17 protein-coding genes and 1 pseudogene are annotated in these 19,260 nt (G+C 72.6%); 8 read left to right on the forward strand and 10 right to left on the reverse strand.

Going from position 1 to position 19,260, the window contains the following annotated elements:
- Positions 1-133: 133 nt before the first annotated feature.
- Genes FMEAI12_RS23555 through FMEAI12_RS23565 form a run of 3 tightly spaced genes read left to right on the forward strand, consistent with a single transcriptional unit; the run spans position 134 to position 3,712 of the window.
- On the forward strand, positions 134-2,005 hold the full coding sequence (locus tag FMEAI12_RS23555; protein WP_112107873.1) for a fatty acyl-AMP ligase: 1,872 nt from the start codon (positions 134-136) through the stop codon (positions 2,003-2,005).
- Between the two features lies 1 nt (position 2,006).
- Complete coding sequence (locus FMEAI12_RS23560; protein ID WP_112107874.1) at positions 2,007-2,480, forward strand: PaaI family thioesterase; 474 nt, start codon at positions 2,007-2,009, stop codon at positions 2,478-2,480.
- A complete protein-coding gene (locus FMEAI12_RS23565) occupies positions 2,477-3,712 on the forward strand; it encodes a cytochrome P450 (RefSeq protein ID WP_112107875.1) in 1,236 nt (411 codons plus the stop codon). The genes FMEAI12_RS23560 and FMEAI12_RS23565 overlap by 4 nt, the downstream gene beginning before the upstream one ends.
- Positions 3,713-3,784: 72 nt before the next feature.
- Here FMEAI12_RS23565 and FMEAI12_RS23570 read toward each other — a convergent pair whose 3' ends face one another.
- A complete protein-coding gene (locus FMEAI12_RS23570; protein WP_112107876.1) occupies positions 3,785-4,600 on the reverse strand; it encodes an alpha/beta fold hydrolase in 816 nt (271 codons plus the stop codon).
- Positions 4,601-4,779: 179 nt separating this feature from the next.
- On the opposite strand from FMEAI12_RS23570, the pseudogene FMEAI12_RS40140 reads away from it, so the two are divergent.
- Both FMEAI12_RS40140 and FMEAI12_RS23580 read left to right on the forward strand, forming a co-directional pair.
- Positions 4,780-4,967, forward strand: a pseudogene (locus FMEAI12_RS40140) (hypothetical protein); the annotation flags it as partial.
- Between the two features lie 208 nt (positions 4,968-5,175).
- Positions 5,176-6,435 carry a cytochrome P450 gene (locus tag FMEAI12_RS23580; RefSeq protein ID WP_112107877.1) on the forward strand — a complete coding sequence of 420 codons (1,260 nt, stop codon included), beginning with the start codon at positions 5,176-5,178 and terminating at the stop codon, positions 6,433-6,435.
- A gap of 70 nt (positions 6,436-6,505) precedes the next feature.
- Here the strand turns inward: FMEAI12_RS23580 and FMEAI12_RS23585 are convergent, their stop codons facing one another.
- The 4 genes from FMEAI12_RS23585 to FMEAI12_RS23600 are packed head-to-tail and all read right to left on the reverse strand — an operon-like array spanning position 6,506 to position 10,877.
- Entirely contained in the window at positions 6,506-7,699 is a 1,194-nt protein-coding gene (locus FMEAI12_RS23585) for an ABC transporter ATP-binding protein (protein WP_112107878.1), read from the reverse strand.
- Between the two features lie 25 nt (positions 7,700-7,724).
- Complete coding sequence (locus FMEAI12_RS23590) at positions 7,725-8,600, reverse strand: carbohydrate ABC transporter permease (protein WP_112107879.1); 876 nt, start codon at positions 8,598-8,600, stop codon at positions 7,725-7,727.
- Positions 8,587-9,531: a carbohydrate ABC transporter permease gene (locus FMEAI12_RS23595; protein WP_071067026.1), complete on the reverse strand. Its 945-nt coding sequence runs from the start codon at positions 9,529-9,531 to the stop codon at positions 8,587-8,589. The genes FMEAI12_RS23590 and FMEAI12_RS23595 overlap by 14 nt, the downstream gene beginning before the upstream one ends.
- A gap of 2 nt (positions 9,532-9,533) precedes the next feature.
- Positions 9,534-10,877, reverse strand: a complete 1,344-nt coding sequence (locus FMEAI12_RS23600; RefSeq protein WP_112107880.1) for an ABC transporter substrate-binding protein — start codon at positions 10,875-10,877, stop codon at positions 9,534-9,536.
- A gap of 493 nt (positions 10,878-11,370) precedes the next feature.
- Between FMEAI12_RS23600 and FMEAI12_RS23605 the strand changes: the two genes are divergently transcribed.
- Positions 11,371-12,564 carry a winged helix DNA-binding domain-containing protein gene (locus tag FMEAI12_RS23605; RefSeq protein WP_112107881.1) on the forward strand — a complete coding sequence of 398 codons (1,194 nt, stop codon included), beginning with the start codon at positions 11,371-11,373 and terminating at the stop codon, positions 12,562-12,564.
- Here the strand turns inward: FMEAI12_RS23605 and FMEAI12_RS23610 are convergent.
- The 5 genes from FMEAI12_RS23610 to FMEAI12_RS23630 form a co-directional block, all read right to left on the reverse strand.
- Positions 12,545-13,144, reverse strand: a complete 600-nt coding sequence (locus FMEAI12_RS23610; protein WP_235014374.1) for a PaaI family thioesterase — start codon at positions 13,142-13,144, stop codon at positions 12,545-12,547. The two genes, FMEAI12_RS23605 and FMEAI12_RS23610, sit on opposite strands and share 20 nt — an antisense overlap.
- Positions 13,145-13,333: 189 nt before the next feature.
- On the reverse strand, positions 13,334-14,218 hold the full coding sequence (locus tag FMEAI12_RS23615; RefSeq protein ID WP_112107882.1) for a pyridoxamine 5'-phosphate oxidase family protein: 885 nt from the start codon (positions 14,216-14,218) through the stop codon (positions 13,334-13,336).
- A gap of 178 nt (positions 14,219-14,396) precedes the next feature.
- The gene (locus FMEAI12_RS23620) at positions 14,397-15,236 is read right to left on the reverse strand and encodes a patatin-like phospholipase family protein (protein WP_112107883.1); all 840 of its coding nucleotides are present in this window, start codon (positions 15,234-15,236) and stop codon (positions 14,397-14,399) included.
- 48 nt (positions 15,237-15,284) lie between these two features.
- Positions 15,285-16,211, reverse strand: a complete 927-nt coding sequence (locus tag FMEAI12_RS37325) for a hypothetical protein (RefSeq protein WP_200835393.1) — start codon at positions 16,209-16,211, stop codon at positions 15,285-15,287.
- Positions 16,212-16,266: 55 nt separating this feature from the next.
- The gene (locus FMEAI12_RS23630) at positions 16,267-16,848 is read right to left on the reverse strand and encodes a TetR/AcrR family transcriptional regulator (RefSeq protein ID WP_112107908.1); all 582 of its coding nucleotides are present in this window, start codon (positions 16,846-16,848) and stop codon (positions 16,267-16,269) included.
- A 158-nt stretch (positions 16,849-17,006) separates the two neighbouring features.
- Between FMEAI12_RS23630 and FMEAI12_RS23635 the strand changes: the two genes are divergently transcribed.
- Both FMEAI12_RS23635 and FMEAI12_RS23640 read left to right on the forward strand, forming a co-directional pair.
- Entirely contained in the window at positions 17,007-18,203 is a 1,197-nt protein-coding gene (locus tag FMEAI12_RS23635) for an acyl-CoA dehydrogenase family protein (protein WP_112107884.1), read from the forward strand.
- Positions 18,200-19,243, forward strand: coding sequence for a phosphotransferase family protein (locus tag FMEAI12_RS23640; RefSeq protein ID WP_112107885.1), 1,044 nt, complete (start codon positions 18,200-18,202; stop codon positions 19,241-19,243). The genes FMEAI12_RS23635 and FMEAI12_RS23640 overlap by 4 nt, the downstream gene beginning before the upstream one ends.
- Positions 19,244-19,260: the final 17 nt, after the last annotated feature.

The raw sequence follows: 19,260 nt of genomic DNA on the forward strand, positions 1-19,260 counted from the left end.
CTCCCCCACGCCGCCGGTGCCGCCCGCCCCGCCGGCGCGGCATCCCCGGAGGCGTCCCGGTGACGACCGTCGGGACGTCCAGCCGGTGACGCGGGCCCGGTCCACCAGCGCACAGCGAGCGCGGCGAGAGGGGATGGCGGTGCGACGGACGACGACGCCCGGTACAGCGGCGGTGCGGCCGGGAACGCTGCTTCCCGACGTCCTGCGTGGGCGTGCCGCGCTCGAACCGGAGCGGACGGCGTACGTCTTCGTGAACGAGCGTGCGGAGGAGACCGGCCGCCTGACCTACGGCGGGTTGCACGCCCGCGCGCTGGCCGTGGCCGGTGAGCTGTCCCGGGCCTGCGAACCCGGTGACCGGGCGCTGCTGGTGTTCCCGCAGTGCCTGGACTTCGTCGTCGCGTACCTCGGCTGTCTGTACGCGCGGGTGGTCGCGGTGCCCGTCCACCCGCCGCACCGGGACGGTGTCCAGGACTCCACCCGCCGGATCGTGGACAACTGCGAGCCGGCCGCGGTTCTCACGCTCGAGGCGATGGCCCGCGAGCTCCGGGCCGCCCTGACCTCGCCGCGCGGCGCGATGTCCTGGATCCCCGTCGACCGGATCCCCGCCGGCCCGGCTCCCACGGGCATCCACACCGCGGGCATCCACACCGTGGACGTCCACGCCGCGGGCCTCGACCCCACGGACGTCGAGCCCATGGACCTCGATCCCGCCGACATCGCGTTCCTGCAGTACACGTCGGGCTCGACGTCGGACCCCAAGGGGGTCATGGTCTCCCACGGGAACCTCGCCGCCAACCAGGAGATGATCCGGCGGGCCTTCGGGCACGACCGCGACTCGACGGTGGTCGGCTGGGCTCCGTTCTTCCACGACCAGGGCCTGATCGGCAACGTGCTGCAGCCGCTGTACGCCGGGGCCACCTGCGTCCTGATGTCCCCGACCGCCTTCGTCCGGTGGCCGATGCTGTGGCTGTCGCTGATCTCCCGGTACCGCGCGCACACCAGCGGCGGCCCGAACTTCGCCTTCGAGGCCTGCGTGGCCCGCGCTGCCCGGGGCGGGGTGCCCGATCTCGATCTCAGCTGCTGGAAGGTCGCCTTCAACGGCGCGGAGCCCGTCCGCCACGACACCCTGCGACGCTTCGCCGAGACGTTCGCGCCGCACGGGTTCGACGAGCGGGCGCTCTACCCGTGCTACGGCCTCGCCGAGGCGACGCTGCTGGTGACCGGCAGCGAGAAGGGCCGCGGGGCGCGGGTGATCGAGGCGGCCACCGAGGACCTGCGTGAGGGCCGCTACACGCCGGTGCCCGCGGGCCGCGGCAGCACCCTGGTCGGTTCCGGGGTCCTCCCCCGGGACGGCGCGCTGCGGATCGTGGACCCGCGGACGGGACGATCTCTCCCACCGGACCGGATCGGGGAGATCTGGGTGGCCGGGGACCATGTCGCGCGGGGCTACTGGGACCGCCCGCGGGAGAGCACCGAGACCTTCCACGCCGAGCACGCCGACGATCCTGGCCGCGGCTACCTGCGCACGGGGGACCTCGGCCTGGTGGTCGACGACGAGCTGTTCGTCGTGGGACGACTGAAGGACCTCGTGATCATCCGGGGTCGGAACTACTACCCCCAGGACCTCGAGCACACCGCGCAGTCCGCGCATCCCGCGCTGCGGCCGGGCGGGTGTGCCGCGTTCTCCGTTCCGGGTGCCGACCGGGAGAGGCTCGTCATCGTCCAGGAGGTCAGGGGCGAGTTCCGGCGGCGGGCCGACCCGGGTGAGGTCGCCGGGGCCATCCGGGCCGCGGTGGTGCGTGAGCACCAGGTCTCCGTCGGGGATCTCGTGCTGACGCTGCCGGGCCGGCTCCAGAAGACGACCAGCGGAAAGATCATGCGAGCCGCGGCCCGACGCCGCTACCTGCGGGACGCCTTCGACCGCTGGACGCCGTCGACCAGCCCGTCCACCGACCCGGCCACCGGCCCGTCTCCCAGCACCGACAACCCGCGCGAGAGGACCTGAAATGGACTCGCCACGAGCGCCGAACCCCGATTTCGAGCGGGCCGTGACGGACGCGGTCCTGAGCATGCCGGCAGCCCGGCACCTCGGCTTCCAGGTCGGCAGGCTGGCGCCGGGCGAGGCCGAGCTCGTCCAGCCGTACCGTGCGGAGCTGACCCAGCATGACGGGTTCGTCCAGGGCGGCGTGCTGGGAGCGCTGGCGGACTTCGCCGGCGGGTGCGCGGCCGGCACGCTGCTGCCGGCCGGCTGGGCCAACATGACCATCGACTACACGGTCAAGATCGTGGCCCCCGCGCGCGGGGAGCGGATCGTCGCGCGCGGGCGCGTCATCAAGGCGGGGCCGACCATCAGCGTCGCCGCCGCCGACGTCTACAGCTCGACCGCCCGCGGCCGGGAGGTCGAGACGCTGTGCGCGACCGCATTCGTCACTCTGCGCAACATCAGGGTCCCCGACCCGAGGAGGGGCGCCGACCGGTGACCGACACCCGAACCCCGCGGGCCACCAGCGGGCAGTACGTCTTCAATCCGTTCGCCGACGGCTTCGCCGAGGACCCCTACCCGCGCTATGCCCAGCTGCGCGAAAACGCGCCGGCTCACCGGCACCCGCTGGGATTCTGGATTATCTCCCGGTACGAGGATGTGGCGAGAATCCAGCGCTCCGGGCATTCCGTCGACGAACGGCACATCACCGAGCTTCCGGAGTGGAAAAGCGAGTCGCGGACCCTGGGCAAGCAGAACCGGCTCATGCACGGCCTGTCCATGCTCGACCAGGATCCACCGAACCACACCAGGCTGCGCCGGCTGGTGACGAAGGCGTTCACCCGGCGCGCCGTCGACGCGCTCGAAGGGCGGATCGAACGCATCGTCGACGACGCTCTCGACCGGATGGCCGAGGCGGGCCGGGTCGACCTCGTCGCGGAGCTGGCCTTCCCGCTCCCGTTCACCGTGATCTCCGAGCTGCTGGGCATCCCGGTGATGGAGCACGGCAGGCTCCGCGAGCTGACCGGGACGATGGTGCGGGCCCTCGAGCCGCTGCCCGACCCGGGGCTGCAGGCCGAGATCCGGGCGGCGAACGACGAGGTGGCCGCCATCATGCGCACGGTGACCGACTGGAAACGTGACAACCCCGGCGACGACCTGCTGACCGCGCTCATCGGCGCGGAGCACGACGGTGACGTCCTCAGCGCGGAGGAGCTGGTCGCGCAGGTCATGCTGCTGTACGTCGCCGGCCACGAGACGACGGTGAACCTCGTCGCGGGCGGGATCCTCACGCTGCTGCGCCACCCCGACCAGATGCGCCGGCTGCGCGACGAGCCCGAGCTCGCCGGGAACGCGGTGGAGGAGCTGCTGCGCTACGACAGCCCGGTGCACCTGATGCGGCGGATCACCCTGGAGCCGCTGTCCGTGCGTGGCACGGAGATCCCGCCCGGCGTGTTCGTGACGGTGTGTCTCGCGGCGGCCAACCGGGATCCCGACTTCTGGGGCCCGGACGCCGACGAGGTCCGCCTCGACCGCGCCGACGCGCACCGGCACGTGTCCTTCGGCGCCGGGATCCACCACTGTGTGGGCGCGGCGCTGGCCCGGTTGGAGGCCCGGGTGGCCATCTCCCGCTTCGTCGGGCGATTCCCCGCGCCGGTGCTCGAGGACGTCCGCTGGAACGGCCGGATCAACGTCCGCGGCCCGGCCTCGCTGACGGTCGCCGTCCGGTAACGGCGTCTCGGGCCGGCGGCGTTCCGGGCCGCCGCCGGCGTCACGGGCCGGCGGCGCCCTGGAACGGTGGGATCACGCCCCGGCGACGAACCCGCGCAGCAGGCCGGTGATGACGTCGGGCTGCTCCAACGGGCTGGTGTGTCCGCAGTCGGCGACGACCTCGAGCCGGGCGCCGGGGATACGGGCCGCCATCCGCTCGGCCCGTTCGGGCGGGGTGGCCACGTCGTCGGCGCCGACGACGACGAGCGTGGGCACCGCGATGCCGGGGATCTCGTGGTCGACGGGCGGGCGGTCGGCCACCCCGAGCACCGCCTTGCGCAGGGCGGAGCGGTCGACTCGGCCAAGCCGGCCGGCCCACTCCGCGACGACGGGCCGGCCGTCCGGGTCCGCGAGGAAGGAGGGGCCGAACATGGTCGGACGGACCCGGCCGAGGACCGGCCGGACGCCGACCAGCCGAGCCACCAGGGCCAGGCGCCGGTAGGCACCGGCCTCGGTCGGCTCCTCGGCATCGGCGCTCGAGTCGAGCAGCGTCAGCGACCGCAGCAGCTCGCCGTGGCGGGCCGCGATCCGCAGGCCGACGAAGCCGCCCATGGACAGTCCCACCCAGTGCACGGGCGCGAGGCCGAGCCGCTGGATCACGGCGACCGCGTCGGCGGTGAGGGTGTCCATGTCGTACCCGCCGGGGGTCGGCGGTGTGTCACCCTGGCCGCGCCAGTCAAGGGTGACGCAGCGGTAGTGCTCGCGCAGCGCCGCGACCTGCGCGCGGAACACCCAGCCGCCGAACAGCAGGCCGTGCCCGAACACAATCGTCGGCGCATCCGGCCGACCTGCTGGAGAACCGGTATCTCCATAAGAGATCGACACGCCCCGGACATCGATGGTCGACACAGCGCTCCGCTCCTTCTTGAGATCTTGTCCCACGCCAGGAAGCGGGCACCCAGGCTACCCGCCCCGATATTCTCCACGACATCCGAAAAACATTCAGTTAATATACGGAAAAATAAGATCGAAAAGATTAGGATATTTCCCGCAAAGCGATTCCGGTAAGCGTTCCCGGTAACCCCGAAGTGACGTCCTGGTCGGAGGTGGCCGATCCCGCGCGCCGCCCGGCGCGAGCGACATCCTCGACCCGGAGTGCGCCGGCCGGGTCTCCGCCATCGGCGCGGCCACCGACGCGGGCGGGCCGGCCGTCGGCGACGAGGTGTGTGCCCTGCTGACCGGTGGTGGGTACGCGGCCCGCGTCAACGTTCCGGCGACGCCGGCACCGGAACACCGAACACCGAACACCGTCCCGTCGTCCGAAAGCCGTACCCATCGACGGATCGTGAAGTACTCTTGCGGCAAACCTCGCTATCCGGCTATTGTCACTGACGGCTATTGTCACTGACAATTGGCGGTCAGATGATTTGGCGGTCAGATGATGGAATCCCGCACTCGGATCGTCTTATCCGAGCGAGGCTGACATGGTGACGCGCGACGCCTCGGCCCTGGACCCTCGACGGATCCGCGAGCTGTTCGATCTCCGTAGTGAGGTGTACGCCGCCCGCGGCGGGGCGTTCGAGGGCGACATCTACCCGGAGTTCCACCGGCTGCGCGAGACCGGCCCGGTGCACCCCGGCATCGTCGGTCCTCTGGTCGGATTCCACGGCGACGCGTTCTTCCCGGGCCTGCCCTATCCGGAGCTGCCGCACTTCTCTGTCTTCGACTACGCCACCTGCCAGGCGGTGCTTCGGGACACTGGGACCTTCGCCTCGGCGCCGGCCATCCCGGGCTTCGAGAACGAGCGGAGCGAGACTGTTCTGCTCTTCATGGACGGCGCGCGGCACCGCCGCTACCGGGCGCTCGTCCAGCCGTCGTTCGTGCCCAAGCAGGCTGGCTGGTGGATCGACCGGTGGATCAGATCCACCGTGCACATGCTCATCGACACCTTCGAGGCCGCCGGCCGGGCCGACCTCAACGTCGAGTTCTGTGCCGCCATTCCGCTGCTCACCATCTGCGGCAGCTTCGGTGTCGGCGCCGCCGACGCGTTGCGCATAAAGGCGGCGGCGACCTCGGACGGGCGCAGCCCCGACGCGTTCGTCGACATCGTGATGCCCATCGTCGCGGCTCGTCGCCGTGATCCGCAGGACGACCTGATCAGCGTTCTCGCGCAGGCGGAAATCACGGATGAGGACGGCGAGCGCCACACCCTCGCCGACGAGGAGATCCTGGGATTCGCGTTTCTGCTGCTGACCGCCGGCTCCGGTTCGACGTGGAAGCAGATGGGCATCACGCTCCTCACCCTGCTGACCCGTCCCACCTGGCTGGAAGCCGTACGCGCGGACCGCGCGCTCCTGCGCCCGGCAATCGACGAGGCCATCCGCTGGACGCCCACGGACCCGATGTTCTCGCGTTTCGCGAGAGTGGACACGACGCTGCGTGAGGTCGCGATCCCCGCCGGGTCGGTCGTACATCTGTGCTTCGGCGCGGCCAACCGCGATCCCGCGCGCTGGGAGCGTCCGGACGAGTTCGATCCCACCCGCCCGGCGGGTCCGCATCTCGGCTTCGGTGGCGGACCGCACATCTGCCTGGGCATGCACGTGGCCCGCGCGGAGATCCACACCGCGGTCTCCGCGCTGCTCGACCGCCTACCCGGTCTGCGCCTCGATTCTCATGCCGAGACCCCGCGCGTCATCGGGATGTACGAGCGGGGACCGTCCGCCGTGCCGGTGGTGTGGCGATAGGAGCCTACGTCCTCGTCGCCCGGCCGGACGGCACGAACGCCGTCCGGCCGCGGCACGGCGTGACCCGCACTCAGGCGGTGGGATCGTCGATGCGCCGGCCGGTGGTCGCGTCGAACAGGTGGAGATGGGCGGCCGCGACCCTGGTCCGCACCCGGTCGCCGACGGCCGGCTGGTCGACGCCCGCCCGGACGGCCACCGCCCAGCCGCCGAGCTCCCCGGCGCAGTGCACGACGACGGCGTCGCCGGTGAACTCGACGACGTCGACCACGCCGTCGGCGTGCAGCCCCGGCCCGGTCGGCTCGCCACCGGCGGCCGCTCCGGCGTCCGGCAGCCGCTCGAGGACCCCGTCCCCGGGACGCCACCCGAGCCGGGCCTCGGCCGGCAGCCCGTCGCCGGGGATCACCACGCGCAGGCCGGGCGCGGTCAGCTCGGTCCCGGCGGGATGCGTGCCCGCCCGCACGTCGTGCAGGTTCATCGCCGGGCTGCCGACGAAGCCGGCGACGAAGGTGTCCGCCGGGCGCCGGTAGACCTCACCGGGCGTGCCGGACTGGACGACCTTCCCGCCGTTCATCACCACCAGGTTCGTGCCCATCGACAGTGCCTCGAGCTGGTCGTGCGTCACCAGGACCACGGTGTTGCCGAGTTCCCGGTGCAGCCGGACGAGCTCGGCGCGCGCGTGCTGGCGCAGCTGGGCGTCCAGGGCGGACAGCGGCTCGTCGAGCAGCAGCACCGAGGGGCGACGGACGACCGCGCGGGCCAGTCCGACGCGCTGGCGCTCGCCGCCGGAGAGCTGAGCCGGCCGGCGTCCGCGCAGCTTCTCCAGGCCCAGCATCGCGCACGCCTCGGCGACCCGGCGGGCGATGTCGGCCTTGCTCGGCCCGTTGCGCCGGTCGTGGCGGGCCTCGAGCCGCAGGCTGAACGAGATGTTCTGCTCGACGGTCAGGTGCGGGTAGAGCGCGAAGTCCTGGAAGACCATCGAGACCCCGCGCCGTCCCGGCGCGACGTCCGTGACGTCCACACCGCCGATCACGACCCGGCCCGTGTCCGGGGTCTCCAGGCCGGCGACGACCCGCAGCCCGGTGGACTTGCCGCAGCCCGACGGCCCGACGAGCACGGTGAACGAGCGGTGCGGGACCTGCAGTCGCGGCACGTCGAGGACGGTCTGGCGGCCGTAGCGCTTCGTGACGCCGTCGAGCAGGACTCCGGCGCCGTCCGGGGTGAGGTCATTCGCGGTGCCGCCGTCCGTGGTGACGCCGGCAGTCATCGGGGGGGTCTCAGTCGTCAACTGGCTACCGCAATCCGGCCTGGAGGAAGGCGTCGGCTATCCGCCGGGACGCCAGGACATACGCGGCGGCGACCGGGAGCGTCGCGAGCATCGCCGCGGCGAGCATCGGGCCGTGCTCGGGCCCCTCTGTGGTCTCGAAGAGCTGGAGCCCCATCTGGATCGTGGTGTGCTCCGGACTGGGCGCGGCCAGCGAGGGCCACAGGTACTCGTTCCACGTCGTGATGAACACGACGATCCCGACCGCGCCGAGGGCGGGGCGCAGCAGCGGCAGCACGATCTGCCGCAGCGTCTCGCCGTGCGTCGCGCCGTCAAGAGTGGCGGCGGCGATCAGCGTCGGCGGTATCGCCCGGATGTGCTCGCGCAGCAGCAGGACGGCGAGCGCGCAGGTCGCGAGCTGCGGGACGATCAGGCCGACGAAGCTGTCCCGCAGGTCCAGCCGGGTGATCATCAGGAAGTGCGGGATGATCAGCGACTGCGGGGGGACGACGAGGGCGACCGTGACCAGGCCCAGCACCAGCCGCTGGCCCCGGTGGGCGAAGCGCACGAACGACCAGGCCGCGAGCACCCCGGCGACCAGGTGCAGCAGGGTCACGCCGATCGCGGTGACGAAGGTGTTGACCAGCAGCCGCCAGAGCGGGAACTCCCGCAGGGCGTACCGGTAGTTGTCCAGCGTGCCCGGGAACGGCAGCGGGTTCGCGTTGTAGATGTCGGTGCCGGGCTTGAACGACGCGGACAGCGCCCACAGCAGCGGGAACAGCATGACGAACGCGGCCAGCAGCAGCACCGCGTGCCGGCCCACCGTCGCGCCCCGGCCACCGGACAGGGCGCGGCCACCGGACAGGGCGCGGCTTCCGGTCAGTGCGCGGCTACCCGAGGGCACGGCGCCTCCTCAGCAGGGTCGACAGTCCGAACAGCGCGGTGAGGATCAGCACGATCAGGACCGCGGCGGCGGCTCCCGTCCCGGCGTCGAAGAAGGTGAACGCGTAGGTGTACAGGCGGTAGTAGATGTTGTCGGTGCTGGCGTCCGGGCCGCCCTGGGTCAGCACGGCGACGTTGGTGAAGGTCCACTGGCCCGCGAAGACCACGCAGAGAAACGACAGCAGGACGGTCGTGTTGACCAGCTGGGGGACCACCAGATGCCGGGTGATCTCCCACTCGGTGGCGCCGTCGATGCGGGCGGCGTCGAACGCGCGGCGGTCGAGCGCGGCCAGCGCCGCGCCGTACAGCAGGATGTTCAGCGCGACGAACCGGCTGGACGTGATCAGCGAGATCGCCCAGATGGCGGTGTCGGGATCGCCGAGCCAGTCCTGCTCGGGCAGGCCGACGGCGCCGAAGACGTGGTTCGCCACGCCGCCGAGCGGGTCGAGCACGAACCGCCAGGACAGCGCCGTCGCGACCGGGGCCAGGACGACCGGCAGGAACAGCAGCGACCGGTAGTTGTCGCTGGCCCGCCCGGGCCGCTTCCACAGCATGATCGCCAGCGCCATGGGGACGATCGTGGCGAACGGCAGCAGCGCCAGGACGTAGAGCCCTGTCCGCGCGAGCGCGTGCGGGAACTCCGGTTCCTCCACCAGGCGGCGGTAGTTGTCCACGCCGACGAACGTCCTGTCCGGCGACACCAGGTCCCAGTCCAGGAGGCTGAGCACCATGGTGAACACCAGCGGGCCGTACACGAAGACGAGCAGGGAGATCAGGACCGGGGCCTGGTAGGCCCAGGGCGTCAGTCGGGCGCGGACGGCGGCGGCGGGGACACGCCTGTTCGCGTGCCCCCGCGCGTCGAGCGTCGAGGCGCCGGCCTCGAGGGTGGTCATCGTCAGGCGCTGAGCTTCCGGATCTTCTCGGCGACCGAGGTGAGCGTCGGCCCCGGGTCCGCGCCCCGCAGCACGATCGGTTCGACCGCCTCGTCCTGCAGCGCGACGACCGCCTGGTTCGCCTTCGTGCCGCGGAAGGCGGTGTACGGCGCGACGGTGTCGAGCTGCTCCAGCGACGGGGCGAGGAGCTTCACGATCGCCGAGTCCTCCAGCTTGGTGGCGACGGACTCGCGCAGCGGCAGGTAGCCGATCTTGGAGGTGATGATCTCGAAGCCGGCGTCGCTCGTGACGAACTTGATGAACTCCCAGGCCGCCCGCTTGTGGACGTCGTCCTTGGCCAGCACCGCGAGACCCGCGCCCGAGTAGGTGGGCCGGGCGGGCTTCGAGCCGAAGGTCGGGAAGCCTGCGGTCCGCAGCTCGAACTTGCCGGTGGCGGCCTTCATCGCGCTGGCGAGGACGGAGGTGCTGGTGACGAGCATGCCGAGTTTGCCGGTGGTGAAGGCGGCCAGCGCCGTCTCGGTGTTCACCGCGGGCATCGCCCCGGACTTGACCAGGTCCTGGATCCCCGTGAGTGCGCCGACCGCCGCCGGCTTGTCGAGGGTGACCTCGCCGTTGGCGTCGACCAGGCTGCCGCCGTTGCCGTTCACCACGGACTGGGTGAGGAAGTCGGACTTCGCGGAGTCCACGACACCGTAGTAGACGCCCTCGGACCCGGTGCCCTTGATGGCCAGCCCGGCCTTCTTGACCTCCTCGATCGTCGTCGGCGGCTTGGCCGGGTCGAGCCCGGCGGCCCGGAAGAGGTCGGCGTTGTAGTAGAGGACCGGGATCGACATGGTGTAAGGCATCGCCTTCACCTGGTCGTCGACCGAGACGGCCGAGAGGATGCTCTTCGACATCCCGGCGACGTGCTCGTCCCACTCCGCCGTCGGCGGGATCTCCTGGACGGGCACGATCGGCAGGGCCTGCACGGCCTCGGCCATCTTGCTCCAGCCGATCTGCGCGACGTCCGGCGGGCTGCCCGCGGCGGTGTCGGTGCGCAGCCGGGTCAGGACGTCCTTGGTCGCCACGCCCTGCGGCTCGATGGTGATGTTGGGGTGGGCCTTCTCGAACGCGTCGATGAGGGCCTGCGTCCCCGTGCCGCCCAGCCCGGGGGTGCCGTAGTTGTAGGAGAGGAACTTGATGGTGACCTTGGTCGCGCTGTCCAGCGGGGCCAGCGCCCCCGCGGCGTTCTCGGTGCCCGAGTCGCCGTCGCTGCTGCCACACGCCGCCGCGGCGAACACCGAAACCGCGGCGAGCAATGCGGGAATCAGCCGCCGACCACGCACGCGCCCTGTCCGGCCTGTCATACTGTTACCTTTCCGAGGTTCGTGCACACCCGTGTCACCGATGTGCGTGAGGCCAGCGCAACGCACTGGTGGAATCGTCGGGGAGAACCGTGCCGGCCCGCCTTCCGATCCGCGTCCGGCGGCGGGATGTCACCGCGATTCCCGAGGTCCAGGTGGAGCATGACGGCCGGTCCCCCCGAGCAGGCAGGCAGGCGGACCCCTGGGAACGGAACCAATGCCCGTTCCCCCGCCCCCTGCGCACCGGACCCGAATCGGGCTGTTCGGGCCGCCGCGAGCAATCGTGCTACCGCGGATTCCCGATCGCAAACGTAACTTCGAATCCGATCATCACGTATTCCAATCGGCGTCGGCCTCTAAACCATCCGGCCAATACGCCGATAAACGTCGGATGAACAAACCGGGTCGATTTGATGACAGCCGCCAGCCGCCAGCCGCGGGCGGCTGGCGGCTGGCGGCTGGCTCGGTTACTACGCGGACCTGGCAGGCTGACGGGATGGCAGGTCGGGACACGGCGCCGGACGAGGTGGCGCCCGCGGTCGCCGCCGCCCGGCTGGCCGCGCAGGGGCTCGCGGGCACGGCGTGGTGCACGGCCGTCGACACGGTGGCGCATCTCCTCGCGGTTCAGGCGCAGGACCCGCGCGGCATGCGGCTGGCGATCAGATCACGGGTGGCCGGCTCCCACGCCGCCGACGTCGACGAGGCCCTGACCACCGACCGCTCGCTCGTCGTCACCTGGCTGAACCGGGGGACGCTGCACCTCGTCCGGGCCGAGGACTACTGGTGGCTGCACCCGCTGACCGCCCCGCGGATGCAGGCCCAGATCCGGCGTCGGTTCACCGAGGAGGGCGTCTCCCCCGCCCAGGCCGAGAGGGGCGTCTCGGTCGTCGAGCGGGCGCTGGCCGCCGACGGGCCGCTGGGCCGCGACGCGCTGCGCGAGCGTCTCCGCGGTGCCGGCGTACCGGTGGACGGGCAGGCGCTGATCTACATCCTCATCGAGGCGTCGGTGCGCGGCCTGGTCGTGCGCGGCCCGGTGGCCGGCGGCGAGCAGGCTTACGTGCTCGTCCGCGACTGGCTGGGCCCGCCGCCGGAGCCCCGCGAGCGCGACGACACGCTGGCCGAGCTGGCCCGGCGGTACCTGGCGGGCCACGGCCCGGCCACCGACCGCGATCTCGCCCGCTGGGCCGGGCTGCCCCTGGGCGACGCCCGCCGCGGGCTGGCCGCGATCGCCGCGGACCTGGCCGACCGCGACGACGGCCGCGCGCAGCTTCGGTGCCCACCTGGCCTCGGGCCGGCAGCCCCCGCGGCCGGCCCGGCCGGGGCAGGCGCGGCGGCCGTGGCGGGCGTAGCGGGCGGTGACGGCGCCACCGATGTGGCCGGCGCAGGCCGGATGCCGCCACCGAGGCTGCTCGGTCAGTTCGACCCGGTCCTGCTTGGCTGGGAGTCGCGGGACTGGATCGTCGGGCCGCACCGCGGCATCGTCACGTCCAACGGCATCTTCCGCCCGTTCGCCCTGGTCGACGGCCGGGCGGCCGGCACGTGGGCCGTCCGCGCCGGGCGGGTCGAGCTGACTGCCTTCGCCCCGCTCTCCCCTGCCGTCACCCAGGCGCTGCGTTCCGAGGCCGCCGACGTCGAACGGTTCCTGCGCCCGGCCGGCCAACAGGCTTCCGTCAGCTCCCGGCGCCCATGACGAGGCAGGTGCTGCTCGCGGTGGCCACGACTCGGCCCTGCGCGTCGCGGACGTCGCCCTCCGCGAATGCCGCCCGGCGGCCGGGACGGGTGACCCATCCGTGCACGGTCAGTGTGTTCACCCGGCCGGGGAGAACCTGGACAGGGCGGACGTAGTTGACCTTGATCTCAAGAGAGGTGTACGCGACACCGACCGCCAGTGTCGTGTGCACCGCGCAGCCCGCCGCGGTGTCGAGAAGGGTGCAGACGAGACCGCCGTGGACGAGCCCGATCGGGTTGTACGCGGACTCGTCCGGCTCACAGGTGAAGACCACGTCGCCGACCTCCGCCGTGACCGGGCGGAAGTCGAAGACTCGTGAGATCGGCGGAGGCGGGACGGTGCCGTCGACCATCGCCCGCAGGAACTCCAGGCCGGACATGGTCAGGCTCGACCGCGCGCTGGCGGCCGGGTCGTACCAGGTCACGGTCTTGCGGCGCAGGTCGCCCCACCTGGGGTCCGCGCCCGGCGGCGCGGCGACGGGCTCCGCCGGTGCACCGGCGGACCGGGGTGCGGGCTCGGACACAGGCTCGGACACAGACACAGACACAGACACGGGCTCGGGCTCAGACGCGGGCTCGTTGGGCGCGGCGGGTGGCATGAGCAGGAGCCTAGCCACCCAGACCGTCTGAGTTGGAAATTGCTTCCCAGCCACGCCTCGCCCCCGTGACACGATCAGGTCGACGGGCTCCCGGTCGACGACTCCGCCCCGGTCCGCACGGACCGGGGCGGGTCAGGCGGCGCGGATCGGCAACGGCGGGCCGCCCGAGACCACCCGGGAGACGGTGAAGACCACGCGCCGGCCGGTTCCGCCGTCGTCGTCCGCCGGGCCGGGGTCCGCCCATTCCACATGCGCGCGGCCCGAGAGCTGCACGGTGTCGCCCGTGCCGAAGTCGACGAAGGCCAGCGCGGCCGTGTCGTCGACCTGCAGGTTGCCGAGACTGTTGAACATGTTGTTGCCGGGGTAGTCGGGCCACGCCAGGTCGCCTCCGGCGACCTGGACGAACCCGGCCGGGCCACCGCGGTGTGACGCGTCGGCACCGCGTTCCGGATGGATGGTGCCGAGGAAGAAGGTGTCGGCCGCGCGCACGATCCGGGTGGCCGACTCGTCGAGCCGATCACCGACCAGCGGAGCCGGGTGCTCGGTCCGGCGGGTCGGCCCCGTGCCGATCGTGCGCTCCTGGATGTACTGCGGGCAGTTGCCGTAGGCCTCGCCGACCTCGACCACCAGGCTCCCGGGACGGGCCGAGATCAACGTGCCGTTGACGCGCATTCGGCGCCGCGCCTGTGGATCGATCGCCACGATCCCGACCGGCTGGTCCGCGCCGAGGTCGGACAACGGGTCGCCGGGCACCGGAGCCGCGCGGATCCGCAGCAGCTCCCCGGCACCGTCGAGGAATCCCGGTGGACCCGTCAGGACCGAGATCCACAGCGTTCCGGCGCGGTCGCGCGCGGTCAGCGCCGCCAGCCGCAGACCTGCCAGGAAAGCGGTCGAGCCGGGGCGCAACCGGGTGGGCCCGAGCATGCCCGCGAGCCGAGCCGCCTCCCGGGCGACACCAGCCCGCTGCTGCACCGCCAGTTCGCCGTCATGGAAACCCCGAGCCGGGTCGGCTGTCATCGGAACGTCACCTCGCGGTCTGTCGAATGCCGACTACGCCGCCGGGAGACGGACAATCGGCCCTCGGTCGCGCCCCGCTCGGCAGCCGAATGCTCCACACCACCGATCGTCCCGCCGACGCCGCCTACGGGGAACCGTCAGATGACGGTAGCGGGAGGCCTACGGAACTCGCTCGACTTCACCGGCGGATGAGTCCGGCGGCCGTCCGGGCCTGGTTCACCCCGGCCTGGTAGACCGGCCGCCAACGGCTCCGGTCACCCAGGTCGGAGCCGAAGCTGTTCCGCGCGGCCTCGTCGGGGGCGATCCGCACGACGGCGGGCGCGGGCCGCACGGCGACCGCCACGGGCGACACGGCGGCCGGCACGGCGGACCCGGGCCTGGGAGCCCCCGGTTCGATGACCACGACCGGGTCGGCGCCGTCAGCGAGGTGGATGTTGGATCCGCCGCCCAGCGCGCCGTCCATGTAGCGCCGGCCCTCGATGGTCACCGGCGGGTAGGCGGCGGGCATGGCGCAGCTGGCCGCCACGGCGGAGGCCAACGGGACGCCGCTGGCGCGGTCCCAGACGACGGGCCGGCCGGTCTCGACGTCCACCGCGGTGATCAGCAGCCGCCGGTCCGGCCAGTCGTGGGCTCCGATCAGCCACGCCATCCGGGCGACGTGCACGTCCTCGGGAATGGTCGGGGCGGTGAGCGCGATCCGGCCGACGCGACGGACCCGCTCCGGATCGGCCTGATCGGCGAGGATCGCGAACACCTCGCCCATCAGGCCGGGGTCCGGGCGGGTCCGCGGAGCGGTCGGGTCGGGGCTCGGATCGGGCAGGGCGGAGAGGCGCTCGGGGCCACCGCCGGTGGCCAGGACCGCCCCCACGATCGCACCCGCGGAGGTTCCCACGATCAGATCGGCGTCGGCGAGGTCCACGCCGCCACGACGCAGGCCGGCTGCCAGCCCGAGCAGCCAGGCCGTGCCGACCAGCCCACCCGGCCCCAGGACGACCGCCGCACCATCGGAGAAGGTCATGCCGATCAGCGTCGGGGCTGAAGTCGGGTTCAGGTCAAGGCCCGCCGGCTACGGCTCGGCGCGCTCGTCGACGGCTCGCCCGGCCGGCCCACCGACCTCCGCGGGTGCCGCAGGTGTGAAGCCCATGACAGCGGCGACGTCCGCCGGTCGGAACGTCGGGCCCTTGACCGCCTTGCCGCCGGCGGGATGCGCCTCCTTCGTCAGGTTCGCGCGGTGGATCTCGGCGAGGACCGCGTCCAGCGGGATCCCGTACCGGGCGGCCGTGCCGTAGGCGACGTACACGACGTCGGCCAGCTCCTGGGCGAGGCCGACGAGGTCGCCGTTCTCGTCGGCGGCGACGGCCTCCGCGGCCTCCTCGGCCAGGAACTCGCGCCGCAGCCGGCGGGTCGCCGCGTCCTGGAGACGCGGCGAGCCCGGCAGGTCGTCACCCAGCGCGCCGTGGAACTCCCGCACCATCGCCATGACGGACGGCGCGGTGGGGATGCCGCGTCCGCGGCCAGCCGGCCGGCCGGGATCACCACCAGGATCACCACCGGGGTCGACACCCGGCGCCACGGCCGGCGCCGCCGGTGGCACCGTGCCCGGTGCCGGTGACGCCGCCGCCAGCCCTCCTGGTACCACCGCGACCAGCCGCGACGTCTTGGTCAGCACCTGGTCGCCGAACCGCTCGGCCCAGGAGCCGGTCAGGGACGCCGCCGTGACCAGGGCGCTGAGCGCGACGTCGAGAAGCTCGTCCACCAGATCCTGTTCGGAGGAGCGCGGCTTGCGCGGGTTCTGGCCGCGCAGACCGATCAGGGCGGCGCTCGCCTCCCCGCACTCCTCGACCAGCTTCAGGACCCGCAGCGCCAGGCCCTCCTGGGGCCCGATCCCGTTGCGCGCGTCGTTCACGTCGAGCGCGCGCACGGCGGCGTCGATCGCCGCGACGGGAAGCGCGGGGTCAGGCACCGCCGGCCGGTCCGGGAGGGAAATCACCACGTCGACGCTACCGCCGGAACCCGCACGCCTGATCGCTGGCCGAAGCCGGCCGCGCCTACGATGCGCCCACGATGCGCAGGGCGAACTGGCTGAACTGCCAGACCACGGCGTCCTCGGTCAGCTCGCCGTCATCGCGGAACCACACCGCGACGCCCATCCCCAGGTCGAGGATCGCGTACGAGGCCAGCCTCGCGGACTCCACCTGGAACCGCCCCGCCCGCAGGCCGGCCTCGATGAGGTCCCGGAAGCACCGCTCGTACTCCGCGCGCAGGCCCAGCACACGCTCGCGGTTGGGCTGGGTGAGGCTGCGGATCTCGCGGTTCCCGACGAACGCCTCCAGCCGGTGCCGCGCGTGGTACCGGACATGCGCCTCCGTGGCGCGCCGCAGCCGTTCCACCGGGTCCGCCGTGGTCGCGACGGCCGCCCGGTGCGCGGCCAGGAGCGCCTCCATCGTGCCGGTCATGATCTGCTCGAGGACGTCCTGCTTGGACGCGACGTGCTTGTACAGGCTGGGCCCGCGCATGCCCACGGCGGCACCGAGGTCGGCCATCGTCGTGGCCTCGTAGCCGGAGCGCGTGAACAGGTCGAGCGCGGCGGCGCGGATCTGCGCGGACCGCGCCGAACTGGGCCGGACCACGTCCTTTCCCGCCACGTCCCTCCCCGATCGCTAACAGGTGATAGCCAAGCCTGGCCACCATCACGTCGCATCATAGCCAGGATCACTTGCGGCCAGAACAAAGTCGTAGCTAGCATCCGGCTAATAGTCATTAGCCCCTGCGGCAGCCAGGAGATCCGATGGTGGTTGACCTCGCGCCCGAGCCGGCGGTCGCCGACCTCGCCGAGCGCACCGCGCGGTTCGTCCGTGACGTGGTGCTTCCGGTCGAGGAGCGGCATCGGGACCCGGTCCCCTCCGAGGCGGTGCGGCGCGAGCTGCAGGACGCCGCGCGGAAGGCGGGCGTGTTCGCCCCGCACGTCAGCACCGGGTACGGCGGCCACGGGCTGGACATGCGCGGTCGGGCCGCCGTGTTCGAAGAGGCCGGGTACGCGCTGCTCGGCCCGCTCGCGCTGAACATCGCCGCCCCCGACGAAGGCAACATGCACCTGCTGGAGGCCGTCGCCTCCGGCCCGCAGAAGGAGCGCTACCTGCGCCCCCTCGCGGCCGGCGAGATCCGGTCCTGCTTCGCGATGACGGAGCCCGCCCCCGGCGCCGGGTCGGACCCCAGCGCGCTGGCCACCCGTGCCGAGCGGGTCCACGGGGGCTGGCGGATCAACGGGCGCAAGTGGTTCATCACGGGCGGCGACGGGGCGGCGGTCACGATCTGCATGGCCCGCACCTCGGGCAGCCCCGGGGACGCGGGCGGCGCGACGATGTTCCTGGTCGACGCGGACAACCCCGGCATGAAGACGGTGCGACACATCGAGACGCTCGACCAGAGCCTGTTCGGTGGCCACGTCGAGCTGCTCTTCGAGGACTGCGAGGTGCCCGACGACGCCGTGCTCGGCCAGGTCGACGCGGGCTTCCGCAACGCGCAGGTCCGGCTCGGCCCGGCCCGGATGACGCACTGCATGCGCTGGCTGGGCATCGCCCGGCACGCCAACGACATCGCGATCCGGCGTGCCAACGAGCGTGAGCTGTTCGGCTCGCGGCTGGGCGAGCTGGGCATGGTCCAGCAGATGATCGCCGACAACGAGATCGACATCGCCGCCTCCCGGGGCCTCATCCTGCGGGCCTGCTGGGAGCTCGACCAGGGCCGTTCGGCCGCGCAGGCCACGTCGATCGGCAAGACGTTCTGCGCCGAGGCGGTGTGGCGGGTGGTGGACCGGTCCCTGCAGATCTGCGGTGCGCTCGGGGTGTCCGGGGACGTCCCGCTGAGCCGGTTCCTGCGCGAGGTGCGCCCGTTCCGGATCTACGACGGCCCGTCCGAGACCCATCGCTGGGCGATCGCGCGCCGCGCGATCAGGCAGCACGCCGCGGCCACGGCCGCCCGATGAGGCGCCCGACGAGAACCGCCGTCGAGGGGCTGGACCTGCCGGCGCTCGACCGGTTCTTCGCCGAACGGGTCCCCGGTTTCCGCGGCGAGCTGACGGCCGAGCGGCTGTCGGGCGGCCGCTCGAACCTCACGTACCTGCTCACCGACGGGACGACCCGCTGGGTGCTGCGGCGACCGCCGCTGGGTGGGCTCACCCCGTCGGCCCACGACGTGCTCCGCGAGCACCGCGTGGTGTCGGCCCTGTCCGACAGCGTGGTCCCCGTCCCCCGCGCGGTCGCCCACAGCGAGGGCGACCCGCTGGGCGTGCCGTTCTCCGTGGTCGAGTACGTTCCCGGCCCGGTCATCCGCACCGAGGAGGAGCTGCACGCGCTCCCCCAGATCGACATCGACCGCTGCGCCCACGCCCTGATCGACGTGCTGGCGCGGCTGCACTCCGTCGACCCGGACGGGGTCGGGCTGAGCGCCTTCGGCCGCGCGCAGGGCTATCTCGGCCGCCAGGTACGGCGGTGGAACGACCAGTGGCAGCGGATCCGCACCCGCGCCCTGCCCGACGTCGACGCCCTGTACGCCAGGCTCGCCGAGGCACACCCGGTGGAGAGCGGCGCGTCGATCGTGCACGGCGACTTCCGGATCGACAACGTCATCCTGACTCCGGGCGAACCGGCGGCGGTGCGGGCGGTCGTCGACTGGGAGATGGCCACCCTGGGCGACCCGATCGCCGACCTGGGGGTGCACATCGCCTACTCCGATCCGGCGTTCGCGCCGGTGCTGGGCGGCTCGGCGGCGTCCACCAGTCCGCGCCTGCCGGCCGCGAGCGAGCTGACCAACCGCTACGCCGAGATCACCGGCCGGGACCTGAGCAACTTCCCGTTCTACCTCGCACTCGGTTACTTCAAGGTGGCGGTGATCGCGGAGGGCATCCACTACCGGTTCGAGCAGGGCGTGACCCGCGGCGCCGGGTTCGACTCCGTCGGCGAGGCGACGGCACCACTCGCCGCGGCCGGGCTGCGCGCCCTGAGCGGAAACCTGGAGACACCTTGACCTGGGAGAGACCGTGA

The sequence above is a fragment of the Parafrankia sp. Ea1.12 genome (genome assembly GCF_900465275.1).
GTDB lineage: Bacteria > Actinomycetota > Actinomycetes > Frankiales > Frankiaceae > Parafrankia > Parafrankia soli.